The following is a 20,789-nucleotide window of genomic DNA, read 5'->3' as shown; positions in this document are numbered from 1 at the left end:
GGGACAGGCATGTTATTTAAGCTTTCTATGTCAGGACTAAAAAGTAAGCTGAAAGATTATATCGTCTTACTTGTTGGTCTTGTCATGTCAATTTCAATTTTTTACATGTTTCAAACGTTAGCATTGAATAAGGCGTTTATTGAAGCGAATTCTGTAATCAGCAGTATTCAATTCGTCTTCCATGCAGGTGCGGTACTATTAGCTATCATTACATTCTTCTATATTTTATATGCCAATTCTTTCTTGCTATCACTTCGTCAAAAAGAATTCGGTATGTATATGATGTTAGGAGCAAAAAAACATAAGGTTACAATGCTTATGTTTATTGAAACAATTGTATTAGGAGCAGCATCTCTTGTAGTTGGTATTGCAGTTGGTGTAGGGCTAGCGCAAGGAATTGGTAAACTACTTATGCAGCAGCTTGAATTTACTGCAGGTGGCTACCATGCATTTTATGTTCCATCTATGCTGGTTACATGTATTTTCTTCTTAGTACTATTTGTTTTATCAGCAATTATGAATAGTATCAAATTATCACGTATTACGGTTCTGCAATTGGTTCATGCAGATTCAAAAACGGATCGTGTTTCTGCAAAAGGAGCAAAGACTGTTGCATTTGCAGTCGTTGGAATTATTCTACTAGCAATCGGCTATGCTTCTATGGTTTACATGGATAAGTTGGCGCAAATGGGAATTATCATTGCATTAATTACTGTAACGTCCGGAACTTACATGTTATTTGGAACATTCCTTCCGCTTATTATTAACAAGCTTAAAAGTAATAAAAAGCGTACTGAAAAAGGACTTAATGCCTTTACATTTGCACAATTAAATTTCCGTATTAATAGCTTAACAAAAGTACTAGCGACAGTAGCGATGTTAGTTGCGCTTGGAGCAGGTGCAATTTCAGGTGGTATGGCGTTCAAGAATAACGTAATGATTACTGTCGATGGTTTTGCAATTTATGATGTCGCAATTCATAACCCAACAGCAGAAGAAAAGAAAATTTTAGATGAAATTACATTTAAAGAGAAAAGTGAGTATCGTTATAAAACAGACGATAAATATGTTTATTATTTAAAAGAAGATTTAGAGAAAAATCGTCCTTTGGTACAAGATCTTAAAAATACTAAAGGAATGAAGGATATTGGTAAAGTGAAACGAGCTTCTGAAGAACTGCCAGTAGGGGCAATTTCAAGTTTCAGTCAGGAGAAATCTGATAATGTGATTCCACAAGAGTGGGATAGTGCATTAAGAACGATTCAACCACTATATGTATACCCTGATCAAACAATCAAAATTGTAGATCAAAAAATGTATGATGGTTTGCAAGGTAAAGAGGGTATTGCATTACTTGGAAAAGTAGATGATTTCTTAACATATAAAAAAGAATGGAAAAAAATTGACGAGTTGCAGCTAGCTAAATATAAAAATGTACAAGAAGGCTCCTTGCAAAGTAAAAATCAATTCTATGCTGGATTTTACGGTATTGCGAGTGGAACAGTATTTATGGGATTCTTCCTCGGAATTGCTTTCCTAGCAATGATGGCAAGTTGTTTAATGTTTAAAATTCTTTCTGGGGCATCAAGCGATATTACGCGTTACCAAATGCTTCGTAAAATTGGGGTTCGTCGTGAATTATTAACGAAGTCCATTTATAAAGAGTTATTCTTAGTATTCTTATTCCCAGCGATTGTCGGGATTGTACACGTACTAGTTGGTATGAACATCTTCTCGTTCATCCTAATTGATCCGTACTTCCGTATTTGGCTTCCGGTTATTATTTTCGTAGTCATTTACGCAATTTACTACTTCATTACAGTTCAATTGTATAAAGGAATTGTTCTTCCGAAAGAAGACTAAGATTTAAAAAATACCGAGCAGAGGGTGCTCGGTATTTTTTATTTTGTTTCCAATGGAAAATGCATGTGTTTTCAGAAAAATAATAAAAAATACTTGTTATGTTACTTAATTATAGTATATTATATAATTAAGTAACATAAAGTTATGGTATAAGGAGGTGAGAATTGAAAAGTTAGAGAAACGAAAGGAGGAATTCTACTTGCATAAAGAAGATGGATCTTTACTTGAAGTAATAGGCTTAATGCTGAGGTCAAAAGATGTTTTACTATTTTCATCTTTATCTCTCATTATTTTTCTAGTTTCAACTTATTTTTATAATAGTAAATTTCCAAATTATAAATATCCGGAATTTTTCGGGATATTAAAGTATATTGCTCCAGTTGTTTAGCTTGGAAAATTTCAATAACAGATTAAATTAAGGAATTATAAATAGATAATGCATGGAAATCTTCTAATATGGTAAGGTAAAATGAACAAGATAATTAGAAAATTTACCGATCATAAGATGAGGAGAATACATGTATGGAATGTGTAGAGGCGTTAAAAGATATAAATCAAATTCAGGCTATGAAAAAATATTTAAGAGAGCATTCAGAACGTGATTACCTTTTATTTGTTATTGGGATTAATACGGGCTTGAAAATTACAGAACTATTAAGTATTAAATTCGAAGATGTATTAAATGAAGATGGAACTGTTAAAGATTTTTACTCTCTTCCTGTGAAAGATGAAAAATTTAAACAAGATATTTATTTAAATACAAAAGTAAAAGAAGCACTTTTGGATTACGTACAATCTTCTGTTGTAGAAAGAGGGAATTACGTATTTCAATCTAATAAAACAAAAAATCCGATTACGCGCCAGCAAGCTTATCGTGTTATTCATCGTGCAGCTGAAGCAATTGGGATTTCTGGTAAGATTGGAACGAATTCAATGCGAAAAACATTTGGATTCCATGCGTATAAAAGAGGAATAGCGATTGCGTTTCTTCAAAAGCATTTTCATCATGCGACTCCATCAGAAACATTAAAGTATTTAGGAATTTCGAAAGATGAAAAGTTTAAAACAGAAATTGATGTGGATTTGTAAAAGGGAAGAGCCTTAACTAAAAAATTTTAGGAGGCGTGTATATGAATATTAGAGAAAGTGAACTTCCGGGTATTGGATGTAAATTTGAAGTCATAACAAAAGGTAATGAAAAAATGGTTATCGTTATTCATGATGATGGGCGAAGAGAAATGTATCATTTTGATACTGATCATGAAGAAAGTATTTCAAGCATTTCTCTTCGTGACTCTGAAGCGAGGCAAATCGCTGCCATATTAGGCGGAATGGTGTATAGACCGCAAGCTTTAGATACGATTGAAATGGCTTTTGAAGGCTTATCGATTGAGTGGTTTAAAGTGGAAAATAATGCGCCAGCGATTCAGCAAACAATCGGTAGTTTAAGTATTCGAAAAACGTATAACGTAACTGTCATTGCTATTTTGAAGAAGAATATGAAGAAATTTTTTAATCCAGGCCCAGATTCTATTATTGATGCAGGTGATATGTTGGTATTATCAGGAGAACGGCATGAAGTGAAAAGAATCATTAAGGAGTTACTTTCAGCAGGAGGTGATTCATAGTCGATGGATACTTTAATTTTTGAAGTTGGAACTGCGTTAGTATTAGTGGCGTTTGCGGCTATCCTTGCTGCAAGGTTGAAGTTCTCGATTATTCCGTTTCTCATTATCCTCGGTATGTTAGTGGGACCACATGCTCCAGACTTAGGAATTATAGACTTAAGGTTCATTGAAAGTGGAGAAGTAATTGCTTTCCTTGGCCGTATTGGTGTCATATTCCTTCTGTTTTATTTAGGGTTAGAATTCTCAATGAAAAAATTAATTAAATCAGGAAAATCAATCGCCATTGGAGGCACAATTCACATATCACTTAATTTTACATTAGGTCTACTTTATGGATATGTAATGGGTTTTCCTCTATTAGAAACATTAATTATTGCCGGGATTATTACAATCTCATCAAGTGCAATTGTAGCGAAAGTAATTGTTGATTTAAGAAGAACAGGTAATAAAGAAACAGAGCTAATTTTAGGAATCATTATGTTTGATGATATCTTTTTAGCAGTATATTTATCTGTCGTTTCAGGTTTAGTGCTCGGAGGCGCGACTTCATTTGTAGGAGCTCTGACATCTGTTTTAATTGCGCTAGGATACATGTTACTATTCTTCGTGATTGCTAGAAAAGCTACATCGTTCTTGAATAAAGTATTAGATATTTCGTCGAATGAAATCTTTATTATCGTCATATTCGCTATTTTATTCTTTGTAGCTGGATTCTCAGAAACAATCCATGTTGCTGAGGCGATTGGAGCTTTATTATTAGGACTTGTCTTTTCTGAAACAGAGCATAGTGATCGAATCGAGCATCTGGTAGTTCCGTTTCGTGATTTCTTTGGAGCTATATTCTTCTTCAGCTTCGGTTTAAGTATAGATCCTTTTTCGTTAGGTGGAGCTGTTTGGCTAACTTTAGGAGCGGTTTTGATAACTATCATCGGTAACTTTACAGCTGGAATGATTGCTGGACGTAAAGCCGGGTTATCACATAAGGCTTCTACGAATATCGGGTTAACTCTTGTATCACGCGGAGAATTCTCCATTATTGTCGCTAATATTGGGATAGCTGGTGGCTTAATGGCAACAATTAAACCATTCTCAGCCCTATATGTTTTAATATTGGCATCGTTAGGACCTTTACTAACGAAGGAATCTGCGAGAATATATTCTCTATTGGACAAAATATTTAAATGGAGCTCTAAAGAAAGTGCAAAACGGAAAAAAGAAGTTGGATGATTTTTTGTAAGAGAACGATTCCAGTGTTATGGAAGTTAGTTCAAAAAACTTTAAATTGGGTAGGTTATTCATTCTTAAATGGATACTAAAGGCAGTTGCCAAGAATGATTATATAGAGTAAAATCCTGTATTAAAAGTGTTATTTTTAATACGGGATTTTTATTTTGAGTTAAAATGATATTTTGATATAGATTATAATGTGAACGAGAGAGGGTGATTCAATTGGCTAAAAGACTAAGACAATTGAAAAACGTTTCGGTGATCTGGGCGCTTCTAAGTTAAAAACAATTTAGAAGCGAGGAATCACGATATGGAAAATCAAAAAATATTTAATCGATCATTTATTTGTTTATTTCTTAGTAATTTTTTTGTATTTATAGGATTTGAAATGGTGCTGCCTATTTTGCCAGCTTATTTAATAAGTGTGAATGCCAATTCCATTCAAGTAGGTTTAGTTACAACGTTATTTACGATAGGTGCTGTATGTATTAGACCTTTAATCGGATATTATTTAATTGATAAGAAAGGGAAAAGTTTAGCTATTGGTGCAAGTGTAGCTTTAATGATTGTTACACTCATATATCCGTTTCTGAATGTTGTATGGTTGTTTTTACTCATACGAATTTTTCACGGAGTGGCTTGGGGTGTATCAACAACTGCTAACAGCACAATGGCTGTGGAGTTAATTCCTAAGGTGCGATTAGGAGAAGGAATGGGATATTTTTCTGTTTCAACAACGGTCGGAGCTATTATCGCACCGAGTATAGGGATTTTTATCTACGGATCTTTTTCCTTTGATATTTTAATTTGGTCGTCAGTAACGCTTAGCTTGCTAGCAGCTATTATGCTTCAATTTGTTCATGCTCCCACTCCTGTAAAGAGAGAGAAGCAACCATTTCGCTTTTTTGAGATGATTTTTGAAAAAGAAGTATGGTTCCAAGCGTTACTAGCAGTTATTACAACACTTGGTTTTGGAGCGATTCTTACGTTCATCGTCCTATTTGGTAAACAACAAGGACTAGAGCATATTTTCTTGTTCTTTCTTATCAATGCAATTGTTTCAACTTTATTACGACCTTTTACTGGGAAATGGTATGACAAAAAAGGACCTTGGTCAATTATTATTGTCTCAGCTATATTAGGATTTTTATCGCTTGTCATATTGTCTTATGCGATAAATGATTTGTATCTTATTGTTGCAGCGATTTTATTTGGCGCAGGCTATGGTACTATTATGCCGTGTTTACAAACATGGGCAGTTCAAAAGGTTAGTGAAGAGAAAAGTGGAGCGGCAAATGCAACCTTCTTTTCAAGTTTTGATGTTGGCGTTGGGATTAGTGCATTTGCATTAGGAATTTTAGCGAAGTGGCTGATTTTAGAGATGGTCTTCCGAATGGTTAGTGTAAGCTTTATCGTTGTAGCTATTTTAGTGTATATAGATTATGTGAAAGAAAAGAAAAAACGTTAAATCAATCCGCCTCTCTATGTAGAGGCGGATTTTTTGTACAGGTTATTATCTGAATTTCACCAACTATTAATCAGTTGCCTTCCTATTTAAAAAAGACTACAATCTTACTATTATGGATAGAACGAAGAAAACAGAATAGGAGGGGGAACTATGCCAAGAAAAGTATGGCTATTAGTAGCTGGGATGATTATTAATGTCACGGGTGCTTCTTTTTTATGGCCTTTTAATACAATTTATTTACATGATCATTTAGGAAAGTCTTTATCTGTGGCCGGAATGGTGTTGATGATTAACTCGCTTACTGGTGTAATTGGTAATTTACTCGGCGGTGTTTTATTTGATAAATGGGGCGGATATAAATCAATTTTAGTAGGAATTGTCATTACACTAGTATCGATTTTAGGTCTTGTATTCTTCCATGGATGGCCATTTTATGTGGTATGGCTTGCGTTAATTGGATTCGGTTCTGGAATGGTCTTTCCATCAATGTATGCGATGGTTGGTACGGTTTGGCCAGAAGGCGGACGAAGAGCATTTAATGCGATGTATGTTGGCCAAAACGTTGGGATCGCTGTTGGGACGGCATGCGGTGGTTTAGTGGCTTCTTATCGTTTTGATTATATTTTCTTAGCGAACTTTATTTTATATTTTATTTTCTTTTTAATTGCTTTTATCGGATTCCGTGGTATGGAAGATAAGAAAGAACCGGGTGTACAAGAATCAGTTAAAACAGAAAAAGGTTGGTCGCTTACACCAGGATTCAAGGCGCTTCTTATCGTATGTGTAGCATATGCTTTATGCTGGGTTACATATGTACAGTGGCAAGGTGCAATTGCGACGCATATGCAAGAACTAAATATTAGTCTACGTCATTACAGCTTGTTATGGACAATAAATGGTGCGATGATTGTTTGTGCGCAGCCGCTCGTAAGTATGATTATTCGTGCGATGAAACGTTCTTTAAAGCAGCAAATTATGATTGGAATCGGTATTTTTGCGGTTTCATTTATTGTGCTTAGTCAAGCGCAGCAATTTACAATGTTCCTTGTCGCAATGGTGACATTAACAATTGGTGAGTTATTCGTATGGCCAGCTGTGCCAACGATTGCGAATATACTTGCGCCAAATGATAAACTTGGTTTTTATCAAGGTGTTGTAAATAGTGCGGCGACTGTTGGAAAAATGTTTGGACCAGTTGTCGGCGGAGCAATTGTTGATTTATACAATATGGAAGTATTGTTTATAGCGATCATGGTAATGCTTGTAGTAGCGCTTATCGCAACGAGTATTTATGACAAACGAGTAAAAGTCGAAGAAACAGTAGAAGAAAAAATTGCAGTTTAGTTTGACGGAACATGTAACATGTTTTAGAATATATTTAAATTAACTTATATGTGTAATAACAGTGAGAAGGAGTAGTAGTAATAGAAGCTGGTTTAGAGAGTTGACGGTCGGTGCAAGTCAATCCAAGTTTCGTTATGAACTCGCCTTTGAGTTGCAGTTGTGAAATGAAGTAGCAATTGCCGTTTATCCACGTTAAGGATCTAAGCGAATGTATATAGTAGTGCTTGTTCAAAAAGGAGGATAAAGAAATCGGGTAGCGATCTTTACCGGACGTTTTGAACATCCTTTATTACATTAATTTAGGGTGGTACCGCGGGAATCTATAACCTCTCGTCCCTTTCTAGGGATGAGAGGTTTTTTGTATTTTAGGCGGTGAAAATAAATACAATTTGAAGGAGGATATCTCATGAGCTTTAATCATCAAGAAATTGAGAAGAAGTGGCAAGCGTATTGGGAAGAGAATAAAACATTCCGCACGCCAGATGAGACAGAAAAACCAAAATTTTATGCACTAGATATGTTTCCATATCCATCAGGTGCAGGCCTACACGTAGGACATCCAGAAGGTTATACAGCAACGGATATTTTATCTCGTATGAAACGTATGCAAGGGTATAACGTTCTTCATCCAATGGGATGGGATGCATTCGGTCTTCCAGCAGAGCAATATGCACTTGATACTGGAAACAGCCCAGCAGAATTTACAGAGAAAAACATTAACACGTTCCGTAACCAAATTAAAGCACTTGGTTTCTCTTATGATTGGGATCGTGAAGTAAATACAACAGATCCAAACTACTATAAGTGGACACAATGGATCTTCTTACAGCTATTTGAAAAAGGATTAGCTTACGTAGATGAAATTCCTGTAAACTGGTGCCCAGCACTTGGTACAGTACTTGCGAACGAAGAAGTTATCGATGGTAAGAGTGAGCGCGGCGGACATCCTGTTGAGCGTCGTCCGATGAAACAATGGATGTTAAAAATCACTGCATATGCAGATCGCTTACTTGAAGATTTAGATGAACTTGATTGGCCAGAAAGCTTAAAAGATATGCAGCGTAACTGGATCGGTCGTTCTGAAGGTGCAGAAGTACATTTCAATATCGATGGTACAGATAAGAAGTTTACAATCTTTACAACGCGTCCTGATACGTTATTTGGTGCGACGTACTGCGTACTTGCTCCAGAGCATGCACTTGTTGCAGAAATTACAACTGCGGATCAAAAAGAAGCAGTAGAAGCGTACATTGACTCTGTAAAAGCGAAAAGTGATTTAGAGCGTACAGAGCTTGCGAAAGAAAAAACAGGTGTATTCACTGGTGCTTATGCAATTAACCCAGTAAACGGTGAGAAATTACCAATCTGGATCGCTGACTATGTTCTTGCAACTTACGGAACAGGTGCTGTAATGGCAGTTCCAGCTCATGATGAGCGTGACTATGAGTTTGCGAAAAACTTCGATCTTCCAATGAAAGAAGTTGTAAAAGGCGGAGACATCACCAAAGAAGCACATACAGGTGATGGCGCACACGTAAACTCAGCATTCCTTGATGGTCTAAATAAAGAAGAAGCAATCGCAAAAATGATTGAATGGCTTGAAGTAACAAGTGCAGGAAATCAAAAAGTAACATATCGTCTTCGTGACTGGTTATTTAGCCGTCAACGTTACTGGGGTGAGCCAATTCCAGTTATCCATTGGGAAGATGGCACAATGTCAGCTGTGAAAGAAGAAGAATTACCATTAGTTCTTCCAAAAACAGAAAACATTCGTCCATCTGGTACAGGCGAATCACCACTTGCAAACATCGAAGAGTGGGTAAATGTTGTAGATCCTGAGACTGGTAAAAAAGGTCGTCGTGAAACAAACACAATGCCGCAATGGGCTGGTAGCTGCTGGTACTACCTGCGCTACATCGATCCAAACAATAGCGAAGCACTTGTAGATCCTGAAAAAGTAAAACAATGGCTTCCAGTTGATATTTATATCGGTGGTGCAGAGCACGCTGTACTTCACTTACTATATGCTCGTTTCTGGCATAAAGTATTATATGATATCGGTGTAGTTCCAACGAAAGAGCCATTCCAACAACTATTCAACCAAGGTATGATTCTAGGTGAAAACAACGAGAAAATGAGTAAATCAAAAGGTAACGTTGTAAACCCTGATGATATCGTAGCAAGCCATGGTGCAGATACACTTCGTCTTTACGAAATGTTCATGGGACCATTAGATGCTTCAATTGCTTGGTCTGAAAACGGTCTTGATGGAGCTCGTCGCTTCTTAGATCGCGTATGGCGCCTATTCGTTCAAGATAACGGTGAATTAAGTGAGAAAATCACAGATGCACCTAATAAAGAACTTGAAAGAGCATACCATCAAACAGTGAAAAAAGTTACAGAAGACTATGCAGAGCTTCGCTTTAACACTGCAATTTCTCAAATGATGGTGTTCATCAATGACGCATATAAAGCAGAAACACTTCCGAAAGAGTATGTGGAAGGTTTCGTGAAAATGATTGCGCCAGTTGCACCGCACGTTGCGGAAGAGCTTTGGAGCAAACTTGGATACACTGAAACAATCACATATGCAAGCTGGCCAACATTTGATGAGTCTAAACTTGTAGAAGATGAAGTTGAAATCGTTGTTCAAGTTATGGGTAAAGTTCGTGCAAAACTGAAAACGAAAAAAGACGCATCAAAAGAAGAAATGGAACAACTTGCTATCGAGGCAGTTAAAGAGCAAATTGAAGGGAAAACAGTTCGTAAAGTAATTGTTGTTCCTGGAAAACTTGTTAATATCGTTGCAAATTAATAGGAAAGAGCAGTCCTCATGAGAGGGCTGCTCTTTTTTTTGAGACAACTGAAAAAAGAGCGGAATTCATGCATAGACAAACACCTATTTTTCTATATGAAATATGATAAAAAAGGTAGGCTAATTTGAGAAGAAGAGGTGAAAGAAATGAAAGGGATGGACAATAATGCACCGCACGGTTTTATGCCAGGTGAGACGGATGGTCATGCACAGATGATGCCAATGAGAGGACATGGACAGCAAGGATATGGTGGAATCCCAACATGGATGGGAGAGGCACAAGGAGGAGTTCCTGGAGGAGGACCAACTACATTTCCTTCTTTTGTAGGCGACGTACAAACAGGGTTCCCTGTGCCGAGAGATGGTGTTATAGCTGGCGGAATAGGCGGATTTCCTGGACACCATGTACATCACAGTCATCATCATGGTCATCATCAAATTCACCCGCAGGCTGTTCTGTATCAAACACATCACCATGGCCATCATGGTCAGCAAGGTCATCATGGCCATCAAGGTCATCACGGTCACCACCACCATCATGGTCATCATCAAATTCATCCGCAGGCTGTTCTGTATCAAACGCATCATCAAGGTCATCACGGGCACCATGGCCATCACGGCCATCACGGGCACCATGGCCACCACGGCCATCACGGGCACCATGGTCATCACGGACACCATGGCCACCACGGCCATCACGGCCATCACGGGCACCATGGTCATCACGGACACCATGGCCACCACGGCCATCACGGCCATCATGGTCAGCACCATCAGCAATATCAAACATGGTATAGCGGAGTTGGGGCTTCGGCAGGGCATGTTGGACATTAATGGAGTAAATAAAAACCAAAAAAATTCTCTTGTACGCAAGGGGATTTTTTTTATTTGGGAATAGTAAAAGGAAGAAGGGAGGCGTATTACACATGGGAAAAGGTAGAAGTAATAATGCTGGTAAAAAACAACCGAATTTCGATGATTCATCTAATTTTGCTAAACAAAGTCAACCGACAGAACCAAAGAAGAAGTAAAGACAGGCTTCCATCAGTGGCGGGCTTACTACACGAAAAGGAGTTATCTATAAGGATGACTCCTTTTTCTATGGAGCTTTCTTTTTGTCTTTGATAGTGTTTTGTGCCCTTATATGTTCTTCCTCTCTATTTTTTATCCCGCTATTTGCGGGCAGACCCTCACCTCAAAATTCAGCGAGAGCAAAGAAGTTAGGTGGGGGATCAACTGCCCGTAAAAACCCGGTTCGTGAGGGCTAATAATCAATGGGGATGAAGAAAACCTCCACTGATGGAAGTTTCGCTTTATTTCCCTGCTTTTTCTAATGCTTCTTGACGTTGACGCTCAATTTCAGCACGGAGTTGTGGTTCTGGTGCTTGCCAGCCCTCTGGTTTTAAAATTTTTCCGTCGCCTTCGCGGAAGCGTGGTTTTCCATCAGCAAATAGCTTTGCCATATTTGCATTGTTTACAATTTCAAAGCCTTTATCAGGACGAACTCCCATTTCTGCAAATGTTCCAAATGCGAAATAAATAAGGTCAATTAACGCATCGTATTGATCTTCTACAGTATTTGCTTCTAAAAATTCCTCTAACTCTTCTTGCATAAAGCTTGCGCGAATTTTTGCACGTTTTTCAGTTAATTTTGTTGGTACATCTGTAACAGGATGTCCAAATACCTCGTGCATTTTTGCAACAAGTTCATATCCTTTATCTAAACCTTTTTCGTTAGCCATGTTGTTTCATCCTTTCTCGTTTTGTGCCGAGTTTCATTGTAACATAAGGAGATTATTTAATAAAAAGAACATCCTATATGAAATAAGATGTTCCTTTATTTCTACTCTTCTTTCTTTATTAAAAATGATAAAACAAGATCAATGCTAAACATTCCCACAAGTAGCATTGGTATGACAACAAGCAAATAACGTGTAAATGAAACATTTTTTAAGTATGTATGAGCAAATAAAAAGACGCCGAGAAACAGAATACCATTTAAAATAGGTTTTACTAACTTTTTAGACATAAGCTCCCCCGTAAATATCTTTTTCCCTCTATAAATAATTTTGTAAGTAATATAAAAAACTCCTCTCTCCGTTGTATCACGCCCGGAAGAGGAGTTCAATCATTATCTGACATTTTGAGGGAACTATATTCACTATTATTCGATTACACCTGAATTTGTAATATCAACTTCATACTTTACTATGATAGGGACGTCTTTGTACATTTTTTTCCATTCTTCTAACTTAAATGGTCGATAGCGTTGTCTAAATTTAGCTCCTAGTCCGAGGGGATCGACATTTAGAGATTGAAATTTTTTGATGAGTTTTGCGGCTGTAATATTTAATTGATTTTCAACTTCTCGTGATATTTTTTTTGTGTTCTTTTTATTATCTAGGTTTATTTGTTTTGAAAGTTCTTGAATGCGTGCGTCCATTTTTACTTTGATTAAAAAGGAAGGTTTTCCATTTGTTATATTTACAGTGTACGTTGGTTTGGAATGTATATTATTAATTATTGTATATCCATCATTACTTTTAAATTCATGTGAATCTAATCGATGTTTTTCCAATAACCCTTTAAAAATAAACATATCTTGAGGATCAATTTTTCCGACATACTTATCCTTTTTTAAAAGTCCAATGCCAGTGATTTTGATTTTGTCTTGACTCTTTTTTAGGATAGGCATATAAGAATCTTGTCCTTCACGATAATAACGAAATGCCCCTAAGTATAAGTTATCTTTTGGTAAAGGACCTGTATTCATGTTATGTTCTAACAATTTTTTTATATAGATAGCAACATTAGCAGAAGTAGCATATTTTCCTGTTAATAGCTCCAGTCCATTTCCTTCTAACAATCCAACATATAAAGAGTTCCCGATAGTTACATCACGAAGAAGGGTATCAAAAGTGGCAGACATTCCTTTTTTGGCAATTCTTGTAGTAAATAAAGCAATACGCATTTGTCCGCTTGCAAATGGTTGAGAAGATTCCAAAGAAGTATCAGCTTTTACTTGTTTAACAACATTACCTGTTCCCTCAAAGACCTGTACTTTATTTCCTTTTTGTTGCACGGGACAAACAGATGTTACCTTTATTTTATTATTTTTTGCTGTATCAAAAACAACCCCTTGAATTAACTGAATATCATCAACAATATTTTTTTGCAAACAGCCTGTTAGGGTAAACAGACAGATACATGAAAGAAGCGTTAGTTTTCTCTTGATTTTTTCCATTTTCTTTTCACCCACACAATAAGAAATAAGATTGGGATGTATATATATATTAGCCAAAAACTAATTCTGGAAACATAACTAATAAAATCGTTGATATCATGTCTGTTTGTTAGAAGCTGTGACACAATAATTGTAATGAATATAAAAGAAAGTAAAATGTATTTCTGCTTTACATGAAAGATTTCATGCGTCCCTCTTGTAGCTGCCCATAGTGGAAGAATAAAACTTGTAAGAATTACAAGTGCATAGCCGGAGATGGCAATGTATTCTAGTCGTTCGATAAAGGGTAATTTAATAACTTGTGTCATGGAAAGCTGAGACCAAATTATTTTTGATAACTGTTTTTCACTAAAAAAGGTGAACGCTAAAATTGTACTAAATAAATATAAAATATTAGAAAATAATGCACCATATTGTGCGAACTTGTGAGACTTCTCGGGATTTTTCACAAATGGGTATATCATAAGAAGGATTTCAAAGCCTGTCATACTATAGACTGACAATTGAGATGCTTTTAAAATATCTCCAAAAGAATGAGAAAAAACAGGAAGTAAATTTTCCCAATGTGCGTATTTCAGGATAAAGAAGCTAAGGAAAATATAACCGACTGTCCCGCCAACAGAAATGACACAAATGCCGGTAAGTACACGAAATCCTGATGAGATGATGTAGTAACTTAATAAACAGAAAAAGATTGTGAACATCCAAGTAGAACCAGTAGGAAACATCCATACTTGAACAATCTCAACATATGTTCGAATAACGGATATACTTACAACGAAAAAATACAGCATGAATACAATACTAATTCCATTACCGATCCACTTTCCAAAGGTTTGCTGGTGAAGATCTATTATGTTGCCTTCTGTATTTTTTAATAAGTAATACATCATCCAAACGAGAATGTGAATGATGATTCCTACGATGAGAACACCAATCCAAGCGTCATAGCCCGCAACTTTGGCAATAATGCGTGCAAACCCAAGAACTCCAGCACCGAACTGTGCACTATGAATCAAGAATAAAACAAATATAGGAGATACTTGATATTTGGTTTTGACTTTACTCATATGTGCACCTCGTTTCTTATTCATCAAAATCAGATGTATGTTTTGTTGAAATTCCTTTTGCTGATTTTTTTACGTGCTGCGGCCTTGCTTGAATATCTCTTGTATCAATCATAGATAATGGGAATCTAATCCAGGAATCTTTTAGTGCTTGTTGCCTTGCTGGATAAAAGAGTGCGAATGGTTTTCGTAAGGAAGAAAGCCTAAATAGATGAGTAAATAAAAAGATAAAACCGAGTGAAATTCCTAATAGTCCACCTAATTCTGCGAATAAAAGGAATGGAAATCGTAGTAAACGAACTGCATTCCCCATCTTATAAATCGGTGTGATAAAGGAAGCTAATGCGGATAAAGCGACAATGATTAATAAAATATTACTCGTTAGTCCTGCTTGAACAGATGCTTGTCCGATTACGATACCACCTACAATACCGAGTGTTTGGCCTACTTTCATTGGCAGTCTAGCCCCGGCCTCTCTAAGCAAATCAATAGCCAGTTCTAGAAAGAGCGCTTCTATTAAAGGTGGAAAAGGGACTTGTGCTCTTGATAAAATTAATGTTTCGAGTAGATCACTTGGAATTAATTCGTAATGATAACTTAAAATGGCAACATATAACGGTGTTGCACAGATGGAAAACAGAACAGCGATTAGTCGTAAAAATCTTGAAAACGTAGCGTAAAGCCAAGAAACATTGTAATCCTCTGGTGAAACGAAAAAGTCAAAGTATGAAACAGGACTGAGTAAGACACTCGGTGAACCATCCACAAAAATAGCAATTTTCCCATCAATTAATGCAGTTGTTACTCGGTCTGTACGTTCTGTATTAATAAATAATGGGAAGATTGACTTTTCTCCCAGCAATTCTTGAATATAGGAGCTGTCGTTTATTTGATCGTATTCAATTGCACGAAGCGATTCTTCTAAATAATCAACACTGTCTTTTTCAGCAAGATTCTCTAAATACATCATGACAACTTTTGTTTTAGAGAATGTCCCAATGATAACTTCCTTTGTTTGTAGTGCTAACACTGGAAGGCGTCTACGTACTAAGTTAATATTGGTATCAATATCCTCTACAAATCCCTCTTGTGGACCAACAACTGTAGATTCATTTAATGGAATAGATGGCGCCCGATAATTATCAATTGTGATATTTGCTAAAATACATTTTTGATCTTGTTCATGTAACTGTACGATAGCGTGACCTTTTAAAACCATATCTTCAATTTTTTGAAGATCATTTGTAATCGTAATTCCGCTCATTGGAATATGTTCTTTTAATTCTTCCAATGTAGAACATGTACGCTCTAGTAATGCAGGCATTAAATACTTTTGTAGTTTTTCACCATCAAGCGATGGGCGGTAATAAGAAATCCAGTAGGGCATTGTTTCGTCATCTGACGTGTGATAGCTTACAAAATCACTAGATGCTTTTAGATTTTTAATTAAATCTTGTAGAGAGTGGATATGTTCCTTTTTCGGTTTACTAAAGTCATAAATACTGTTAGTACTGTTATTGGTTTTTTCTCTCTCGTGCTGCTGTGTTTTTCGTTCTTGTCTCGTAATCTGAACTGAGTACTTGGGTTGTTTCTCACTTTTTTGCTTATTACTTGGATGCTGCTGTATTTGTTTATCATGTTTCGTAGTCTGGCTGGATTGTTGATTCTGTTTCTTTTGTTCTTGCTCGGTGCTTGCCTGCTGTTTTTTCTTATCTTGCATTGTATCTTTAGCGTATTCTTGCTGTTTATTTTTTGGATTTTCTTCTTGATTTGTAGCCTGCCTCTGTTGATCTGAGGTCACTTCGTTTAAGCCAGTATTGTTCGTCTTCTTTTTCTTACGTAACCATTTCCATATCATATGTATTCCCTCTTTAATGATGTAAGATAATGTTAGTTTGTGGTGATTTTTGTATATTATGCACGTATTTAAGAAAGGTAGAGAAGAAATGGTTTACACTCAAAAATATCCATCCAATTAGGAAGGTTTTTCATTTCAAAGTGTTTAATAATTTTGGTAAGAAGAAATTAAGTTTGTGTAACTTCACTTTGTTTTTAGGAAATGAGAGAAGAAAAAAGATGTGAGATGGAGTTTCTTGGTGGGGGAGGAAAATCTATGCTACACGTAAAAAAAGAAAGATTTCATTTAAATGAATTCACATTTGAAAATGGTATAAAAATTCCTGTTCAGATTGGATATGAGACGTACGGTAAATTAAATCGGGAAAAATCAAATGCGATTTTAGTCTGTCATTATTTCAGTGCAACGAGCCATGCAGCAGGAAAATATACAGAAGAAGATCCATTTCCAGGTTGGTGGGATGGACTAATTGGACCGGGGAAAGCAATTGATACAGATCACTATTTTGTAATATGTACTGATAACCTTTGTAATGTACAAGTGAAAAGTCCTTATGTGATTACAACGGGGCCAAAATCAATTAATCCAATAAAGGGATCAGAATATGGGATGGAATTTCCAGTATTTACATTTTTAGATGTAGCACGTGTGCAGCATGAATTAGTGAAGGATATGGGGATTACAAAGTTACATGCGGTAATGGGACCGTCAGCTGGTGGAATGATTACGCAGCAATGGGCTGTTCATTATCCACATATGGTAGAGCGGATGATTGGTGTAATTACGAATCCGCAAAATCCAATTGTAACATCAGTTAATGTTCTGCAAAATGCAATGGAATCTATTCAGTTAGATCCAAAGTGGAATGATGGGAATTATGGGGATGAACAACCGATGAAAGGATTACATTTAGCAAGGAAGATGATGTTTGTCAATGCATTCGATACTCATTATTACGAAACGACCTTTCCGCGTAATAGTGCAGAAACAGCACCTTATGAGAATTTCTCAGCACTAACATCATTTGAAACAAATATAAATGCATTGACATTGCAAAATATTGCTTTTGTAGATGCTAATTCATGGATGTATACAGCAAAAGCAACATTATTACATGACATCGCACATGGTTTTTCTTCTTTAGAAGAGGCACTTTCTCAAATAGAGGCAGATGTGCTTATGATTCCGTGTAAGCAAGATTTACTGCAGCCTTCTCGTTATAATTATAAAATGGTAGAGATGCTTCAAAAACAAGGGAAATACGCGGAAGTTTATGAGATTGAAAGTATAAATGGTCATATGGCGGGTGTATTAGATGTTCATTTATTTGAAAAGAAAGTGGATGAGTTTTTAAAGAGAAGAGTGTCTAGTCGTGTATGAAAAAAAGTGCGAGCGGCTAAGCAAGCACTTTTTTTAGATGATTTTTAAACGGAAGACATAGGCACCAATGCACAATCCAAAACAAGCTATACTAAGTAATAAATAAATGAATGATCGTTCTTGAGAGGATTGTGTAGGTTTTCTTTTGTTAAATATACCGAGTGAAATGATAGAAAGAATTAAAAAAATGAAACCTATAAAGAAAAGAAAAAGTGTCATTTCGATCGATTCCTTTCGTAAAACAAGTATATTGAGAATACAATGTGAGTGTTGTATTTGTAAAGAGGATAAATTTATAAAAGGGTTGAAAAAGAATAAGACTATGAAAAGTTTCAGTTCTTTGCGTTCGTACTTTTGCATGCTAAAATTGGTAATGGGTGGATTAGTAGAAAAACTTATTACTTAAAGTTTCATTGTATATAAGGAGGAGCGACACATATGACAGAAGTAAAAACAATTACAACAGAAGAAGTGCAAGAGCGTTTAGAAAACGGAGAAACGTTATTTTTAGTAGATGTACGTGAAGATGAGGAAGTAGCACAAGGAAAAATCCCAGAAGCTGTACATATTAAAATGGGGGATATCCCGAACAAAGTAGATTTCTTTGATAAAGAAAATGAATATATTTTCATTTGTAGATCAGGAATGCGCAGTGAAAATGTATGTCATTATTTAAATGAACAAGGATTTAAAACAGTGAATATGGTCGGCGGTATGCTGCAATATGAAGGTGAAATTCAATAATTTATCCTTAAAACTTGAAACGTGTCTGTTTCAAGTTTTTTTCTTTTGCATACAGTGTACAAAAGAATTTTTTTTGTAGAAAGGAGGCAGCGTATGAGTGCATTTCTTCGTAAAATTAAGATCATAAATAATCGAGGAGCTGTTAATGTAGGTGATTGCAATACAATTGCGCCATTGACTGTAGTAAAGGTATACGCTGGTGCTGGAGGTTCAAGTAATGCTACTTTTTTAAATGGAAAATGTATGCCTGCAGCTGCACCGAGAGGTAATGTCTTTATTCCTCCTTTGGAAACAAGTGAATTAACATTAGGTTCCTAATAGAAAGGTTGAATAGAAATGCCTGCCAATATTAAAGAATTTGTGATTGTGAATAATTATGGGAATTTATTTACAGGAGACAATTTGAGGGATACTTCATTTACTGCATCTAAAACGTATAGTGGTTCAACAGGACCAACTTATATTGATGTTGTGACGGTAATTGGACCAACAACGAAGATTTGCTTGCAACCAGGAGATGTAGTAACAACGACGTATACGAAAGGGACGGACATAGATAGGAGCACAAATACCGCTTCAAATGCTAATATGACAGGGATTATGCAATCTGTCCCGAACACGGATAACCTGGATTCTGCACCAGGTTTATAGAAAAAATCCCCTGCCAAGGTAGGTTTTTTTATCCCGTAAAAGCCCGATTGGTGCAGGCTAATAATCAGTGGGGGATGAAGAGCTCCCTACTGATTAAAGTTTCACTTTATCACTTCTTCAAACATCTATTACGAATAAAGGGTAGGGTGATATTAGCTATGGGACTATATTGTATATGTAAGCCTAAAATAATAAAATAGCACCTATCTTATGTTTATAAGATAGGTGCTATTTTTTCTATTATATTTTTACTTTGCTAGATTCGATAGGTTGTCTTTTTCGATAAATAACATAGCTACGGCGTAAGTATTTTACGGGAACGCTAAAAACATGCACAAGTCTTGTAAATGGCCACGTTGCAAAGAGTCCCATCGCTGCAATGATATGGATTTTAAACCATAGAGGGACATCTGCCATATACTCCGCTTTTGGCTGGAAAATAAAGAGGCTACGGAACCATGGTCCAATTGTTGTACGATAATCAAATCCCTTTGAGTCAATATTTAAAAATGTAGAGGATAGACCTGCTAACATCACAATAAACAATAAGATAAGGGCAATATAGTCTCCTTTTGTACTTGTTGTGATAATACGTTTTACTGTAAATCGTCGGTACATTAAAATAACTAATCCGACAATAGAAGCGACTCCAGCAGGAAGACCGAAGCTAATAGCCACTATATGATAAGTATGTTCCGAAATACCAAATGAGCTGTATACAGACTCTGGAATTAAGATTCCCATAATGTGTCCGCCTATGACAAACATAATCCCGAAGTGAAATAGCAAGCTTCCGATTCGGAGCATTTTCTTCTCTAATAATTCGCTAGATTTTGATGTCCAGCCAAATTGATCATAGTTGTATCTGAAAATGTGTCCACCTATAAAGATTGCGAAAATGATATAAGGGAACAGCACCCATAAAAATTGATCCATCATTTTTGCTACACTCCTTTCTAGTTTGTTTGTAATCCCCATGCATCGATGGCAAGTAGAATGGAAGCGATAATGGGCTCATACATAGAGTTTGCTTCTTTCAACTGCCCATGCAATGCTTGTATATTTTTCGTGTATTTACTCATAATAGGTTCGCTATCTTCTTCATTCGCGTTTGCCCAAAATTCTAATAAAAGCGGTAAATAATCAGGAAGTTCTTTATCGGTTACTGCAAAGCCAGCTTTTTTATAGTGTTGTTTTAACTCTAGTAATTCAATACCGCGTTCTCTTTGTTCACCTGTATTCATATAAGTGAGATACAGATTTGTTTTCTTTCCAAAGTCAAATGTATAGACATAGGAATTAATAAGTTGATCATTTGTTTTTTCTAATGCTTGCTTGATAAAAGATGTAAGTGTTGTGCGAATTTCGTCATGTGTAATTGTATCAATATTCTCTTGTAGTTCTGATAAAGCTTCTCTCCATCCTGGTTCAGGATAGGAGAGAAGGAAGGAAGAACAAGAAAAAGCGGTTTGTAAACTCTGTTTCATATTTGCCTGCCTC

20 protein-coding genes and 1 other annotated feature are annotated in these 20,789 nt (G+C 36.1%); of the genes, 13 read left to right on the top strand and 7 right to left on the bottom strand.

The window, feature by feature from the left end; all coding sequences use genetic code 11:
* The first annotated feature begins 9 nt into the window (after positions 1 to 9).
* The 9 genes from J4P91_RS17090 to J4P91_RS17050 all read left to right on the top strand — a co-directional run bounded on the left by J4P91_RS17090 (position 10) and on the right by J4P91_RS17050 (position 11,179).
* On the top strand, positions 10 to 1,863 hold the full coding sequence (locus J4P91_RS17090; RefSeq protein ID WP_207995070.1) for an FtsX-like permease family protein: 1,854 nt from the start codon (positions 10 to 12) through the stop codon (positions 1,861 to 1,863).
* Positions 1,864 to 2,062: 199 nt separating this feature from the next.
* Positions 2,063 to 2,251, top strand: coding sequence for a hypothetical protein (locus tag J4P91_RS17085; RefSeq protein ID WP_207995069.1), 189 nt, complete (start codon positions 2,063 to 2,065; stop codon positions 2,249 to 2,251).
* Positions 2,252 to 2,385: 134 nt separating this feature from the next.
* On the top strand, positions 2,386 to 2,952 hold the full coding sequence (locus J4P91_RS17080) for a tyrosine-type recombinase/integrase (RefSeq protein ID WP_207995068.1): 567 nt from the start codon (positions 2,386 to 2,388) through the stop codon (positions 2,950 to 2,952).
* 41 nt (positions 2,953 to 2,993) lie between these two features.
* Positions 2,994 to 3,491 (top strand): cation:proton antiporter regulatory subunit, encoded by a 498-nt coding sequence (locus J4P91_RS17075; RefSeq protein ID WP_017153783.1) that lies wholly within the window; start codon positions 2,994 to 2,996, stop codon positions 3,489 to 3,491.
* Positions 3,492 to 3,494: 3 nt separating this feature from the next.
* On the top strand, positions 3,495 to 4,718 hold the full coding sequence (locus tag J4P91_RS17070; RefSeq protein ID WP_207995067.1) for a cation:proton antiporter: 1,224 nt from the start codon (positions 3,495 to 3,497) through the stop codon (positions 4,716 to 4,718).
* Between the two features lie 310 nt (positions 4,719 to 5,028).
* Positions 5,029 to 6,186, top strand: a complete 1,158-nt coding sequence (locus J4P91_RS17065; RefSeq protein WP_207995066.1) for an MFS transporter — start codon at positions 5,029 to 5,031, stop codon at positions 6,184 to 6,186.
* A 150-nt stretch (positions 6,187 to 6,336) separates the two neighbouring features.
* Positions 6,337 to 7,530: an MDR family MFS transporter gene (locus J4P91_RS17060; RefSeq protein WP_207995065.1), complete on the top strand. Its 1,194-nt coding sequence runs from the start codon at positions 6,337 to 6,339 to the stop codon at positions 7,528 to 7,530.
* A gap of 52 nt (positions 7,531 to 7,582) precedes the next feature.
* Positions 7,583 to 7,871: a binding site (T-box leader), on the top strand.
* Between the two features lie 65 nt (positions 7,872 to 7,936).
* Positions 7,937 to 10,345, top strand: coding sequence for a leucine--tRNA ligase (leuS, locus tag J4P91_RS17055; protein ID WP_207995064.1), 2,409 nt, complete (start codon positions 7,937 to 7,939; stop codon positions 10,343 to 10,345).
* Positions 10,346 to 10,492: 147 nt separating this feature from the next.
* Positions 10,493 to 11,179, top strand: coding sequence for a vrrB protein (locus tag J4P91_RS17050; RefSeq protein WP_207995063.1), 687 nt, complete (start codon positions 10,493 to 10,495; stop codon positions 11,177 to 11,179).
* 479 nt (positions 11,180 to 11,658) lie between these two features.
* On the opposite strand, the gene J4P91_RS17045 is transcribed toward J4P91_RS17050, so the two are convergent.
* From J4P91_RS17045 to J4P91_RS17025, 5 genes are all read right to left on the bottom strand, one after another.
* Complete coding sequence (locus J4P91_RS17045; protein ID WP_017153790.1) at positions 11,659 to 12,087, bottom strand: pyrophosphohydrolase domain-containing protein; 429 nt, start codon at positions 12,085 to 12,087, stop codon at positions 11,659 to 11,661.
* A 101-nt stretch (positions 12,088 to 12,188) separates the two neighbouring features.
* Complete coding sequence (locus J4P91_RS17040) at positions 12,189 to 12,374, bottom strand: hypothetical protein (protein ID WP_017153791.1); 186 nt, start codon at positions 12,372 to 12,374, stop codon at positions 12,189 to 12,191.
* A 135-nt stretch (positions 12,375 to 12,509) separates the two neighbouring features.
* Positions 12,510 to 13,589: a Ger(x)C family spore germination protein gene (locus J4P91_RS17035; RefSeq protein ID WP_017153792.1), complete on the bottom strand. Its 1,080-nt coding sequence runs from the start codon at positions 13,587 to 13,589 to the stop codon at positions 12,510 to 12,512.
* Positions 13,565 to 14,659 carry a spore germination protein gene (locus tag J4P91_RS17030; protein WP_026049334.1) on the bottom strand — a complete coding sequence of 365 codons (1,095 nt, stop codon included), beginning with the start codon at positions 14,657 to 14,659 and terminating at the stop codon, positions 13,565 to 13,567. Before J4P91_RS17030 ends, J4P91_RS17035 begins: the two co-directional genes overlap by 25 nt.
* A 16-nt stretch (positions 14,660 to 14,675) precedes the next feature.
* Entirely contained in the window at positions 14,676 to 16,514 is a 1,839-nt protein-coding gene (locus tag J4P91_RS17025; protein ID WP_207995062.1) for a spore germination protein, read from the bottom strand.
* A gap of 255 nt (positions 16,515 to 16,769) precedes the next feature.
* Here J4P91_RS17025 and J4P91_RS17020 point away from each other — a divergent pair, with 255 nt between their 5' ends.
* The 4 genes from J4P91_RS17020 (at position 16,770) to J4P91_RS17000 (ending at position 19,289) form a co-directional block, all read left to right on the top strand.
* On the top strand, positions 16,770 to 17,894 hold the full coding sequence (locus tag J4P91_RS17020) for a homoserine O-acetyltransferase family protein (RefSeq protein ID WP_207995061.1): 1,125 nt from the start codon (positions 16,770 to 16,772) through the stop codon (positions 17,892 to 17,894).
* A 438-nt stretch (positions 17,895 to 18,332) separates the two neighbouring features.
* Positions 18,333 to 18,638, top strand: a complete 306-nt coding sequence (locus J4P91_RS17010) for a rhodanese-like domain-containing protein (protein WP_000141217.1) — start codon at positions 18,333 to 18,335, stop codon at positions 18,636 to 18,638.
* Between the two features lie 93 nt (positions 18,639 to 18,731).
* Positions 18,732 to 18,956 carry a spore germination protein gene (locus J4P91_RS17005; protein ID WP_207995059.1) on the top strand — a complete coding sequence of 75 codons (225 nt, stop codon included), beginning with the start codon at positions 18,732 to 18,734 and terminating at the stop codon, positions 18,954 to 18,956.
* A gap of 18 nt (positions 18,957 to 18,974) precedes the next feature.
* Entirely contained in the window at positions 18,975 to 19,289 is a 315-nt protein-coding gene (locus J4P91_RS17000; RefSeq protein WP_017153797.1) for a hypothetical protein, read from the top strand.
* 240 nt (positions 19,290 to 19,529) lie between these two features.
* Here the strand turns inward: J4P91_RS17000 and narI are convergent, their stop codons facing one another.
* Both narI and narJ read right to left on the bottom strand, forming a co-directional pair.
* Positions 19,530 to 20,228: a respiratory nitrate reductase subunit gamma gene (narI, locus tag J4P91_RS16995; RefSeq protein ID WP_207995058.1), complete on the bottom strand. Its 699-nt coding sequence runs from the start codon at positions 20,226 to 20,228 to the stop codon at positions 19,530 to 19,532.
* A 17-nt stretch (positions 20,229 to 20,245) separates the two neighbouring features.
* A complete protein-coding gene (gene narJ, locus J4P91_RS16990) occupies positions 20,246 to 20,776 on the bottom strand; it encodes a nitrate reductase molybdenum cofactor assembly chaperone (RefSeq protein WP_207995057.1) in 531 nt (176 codons plus the stop codon).
* Between the last annotated feature and the right edge of the window lie 13 nt (positions 20,777 to 20,789).

It is taken from the genome of Bacillus sp. XF8, from assembly GCF_017498755.1.
In the GTDB taxonomy this organism is placed as follows: Bacteria; Bacillota; Bacilli; order Bacillales; family Bacillaceae_G; genus Bacillus_A; species Bacillus_A bingmayongensis.
This window is presented reverse-complemented; position numbering and strand designations above follow the sequence as displayed.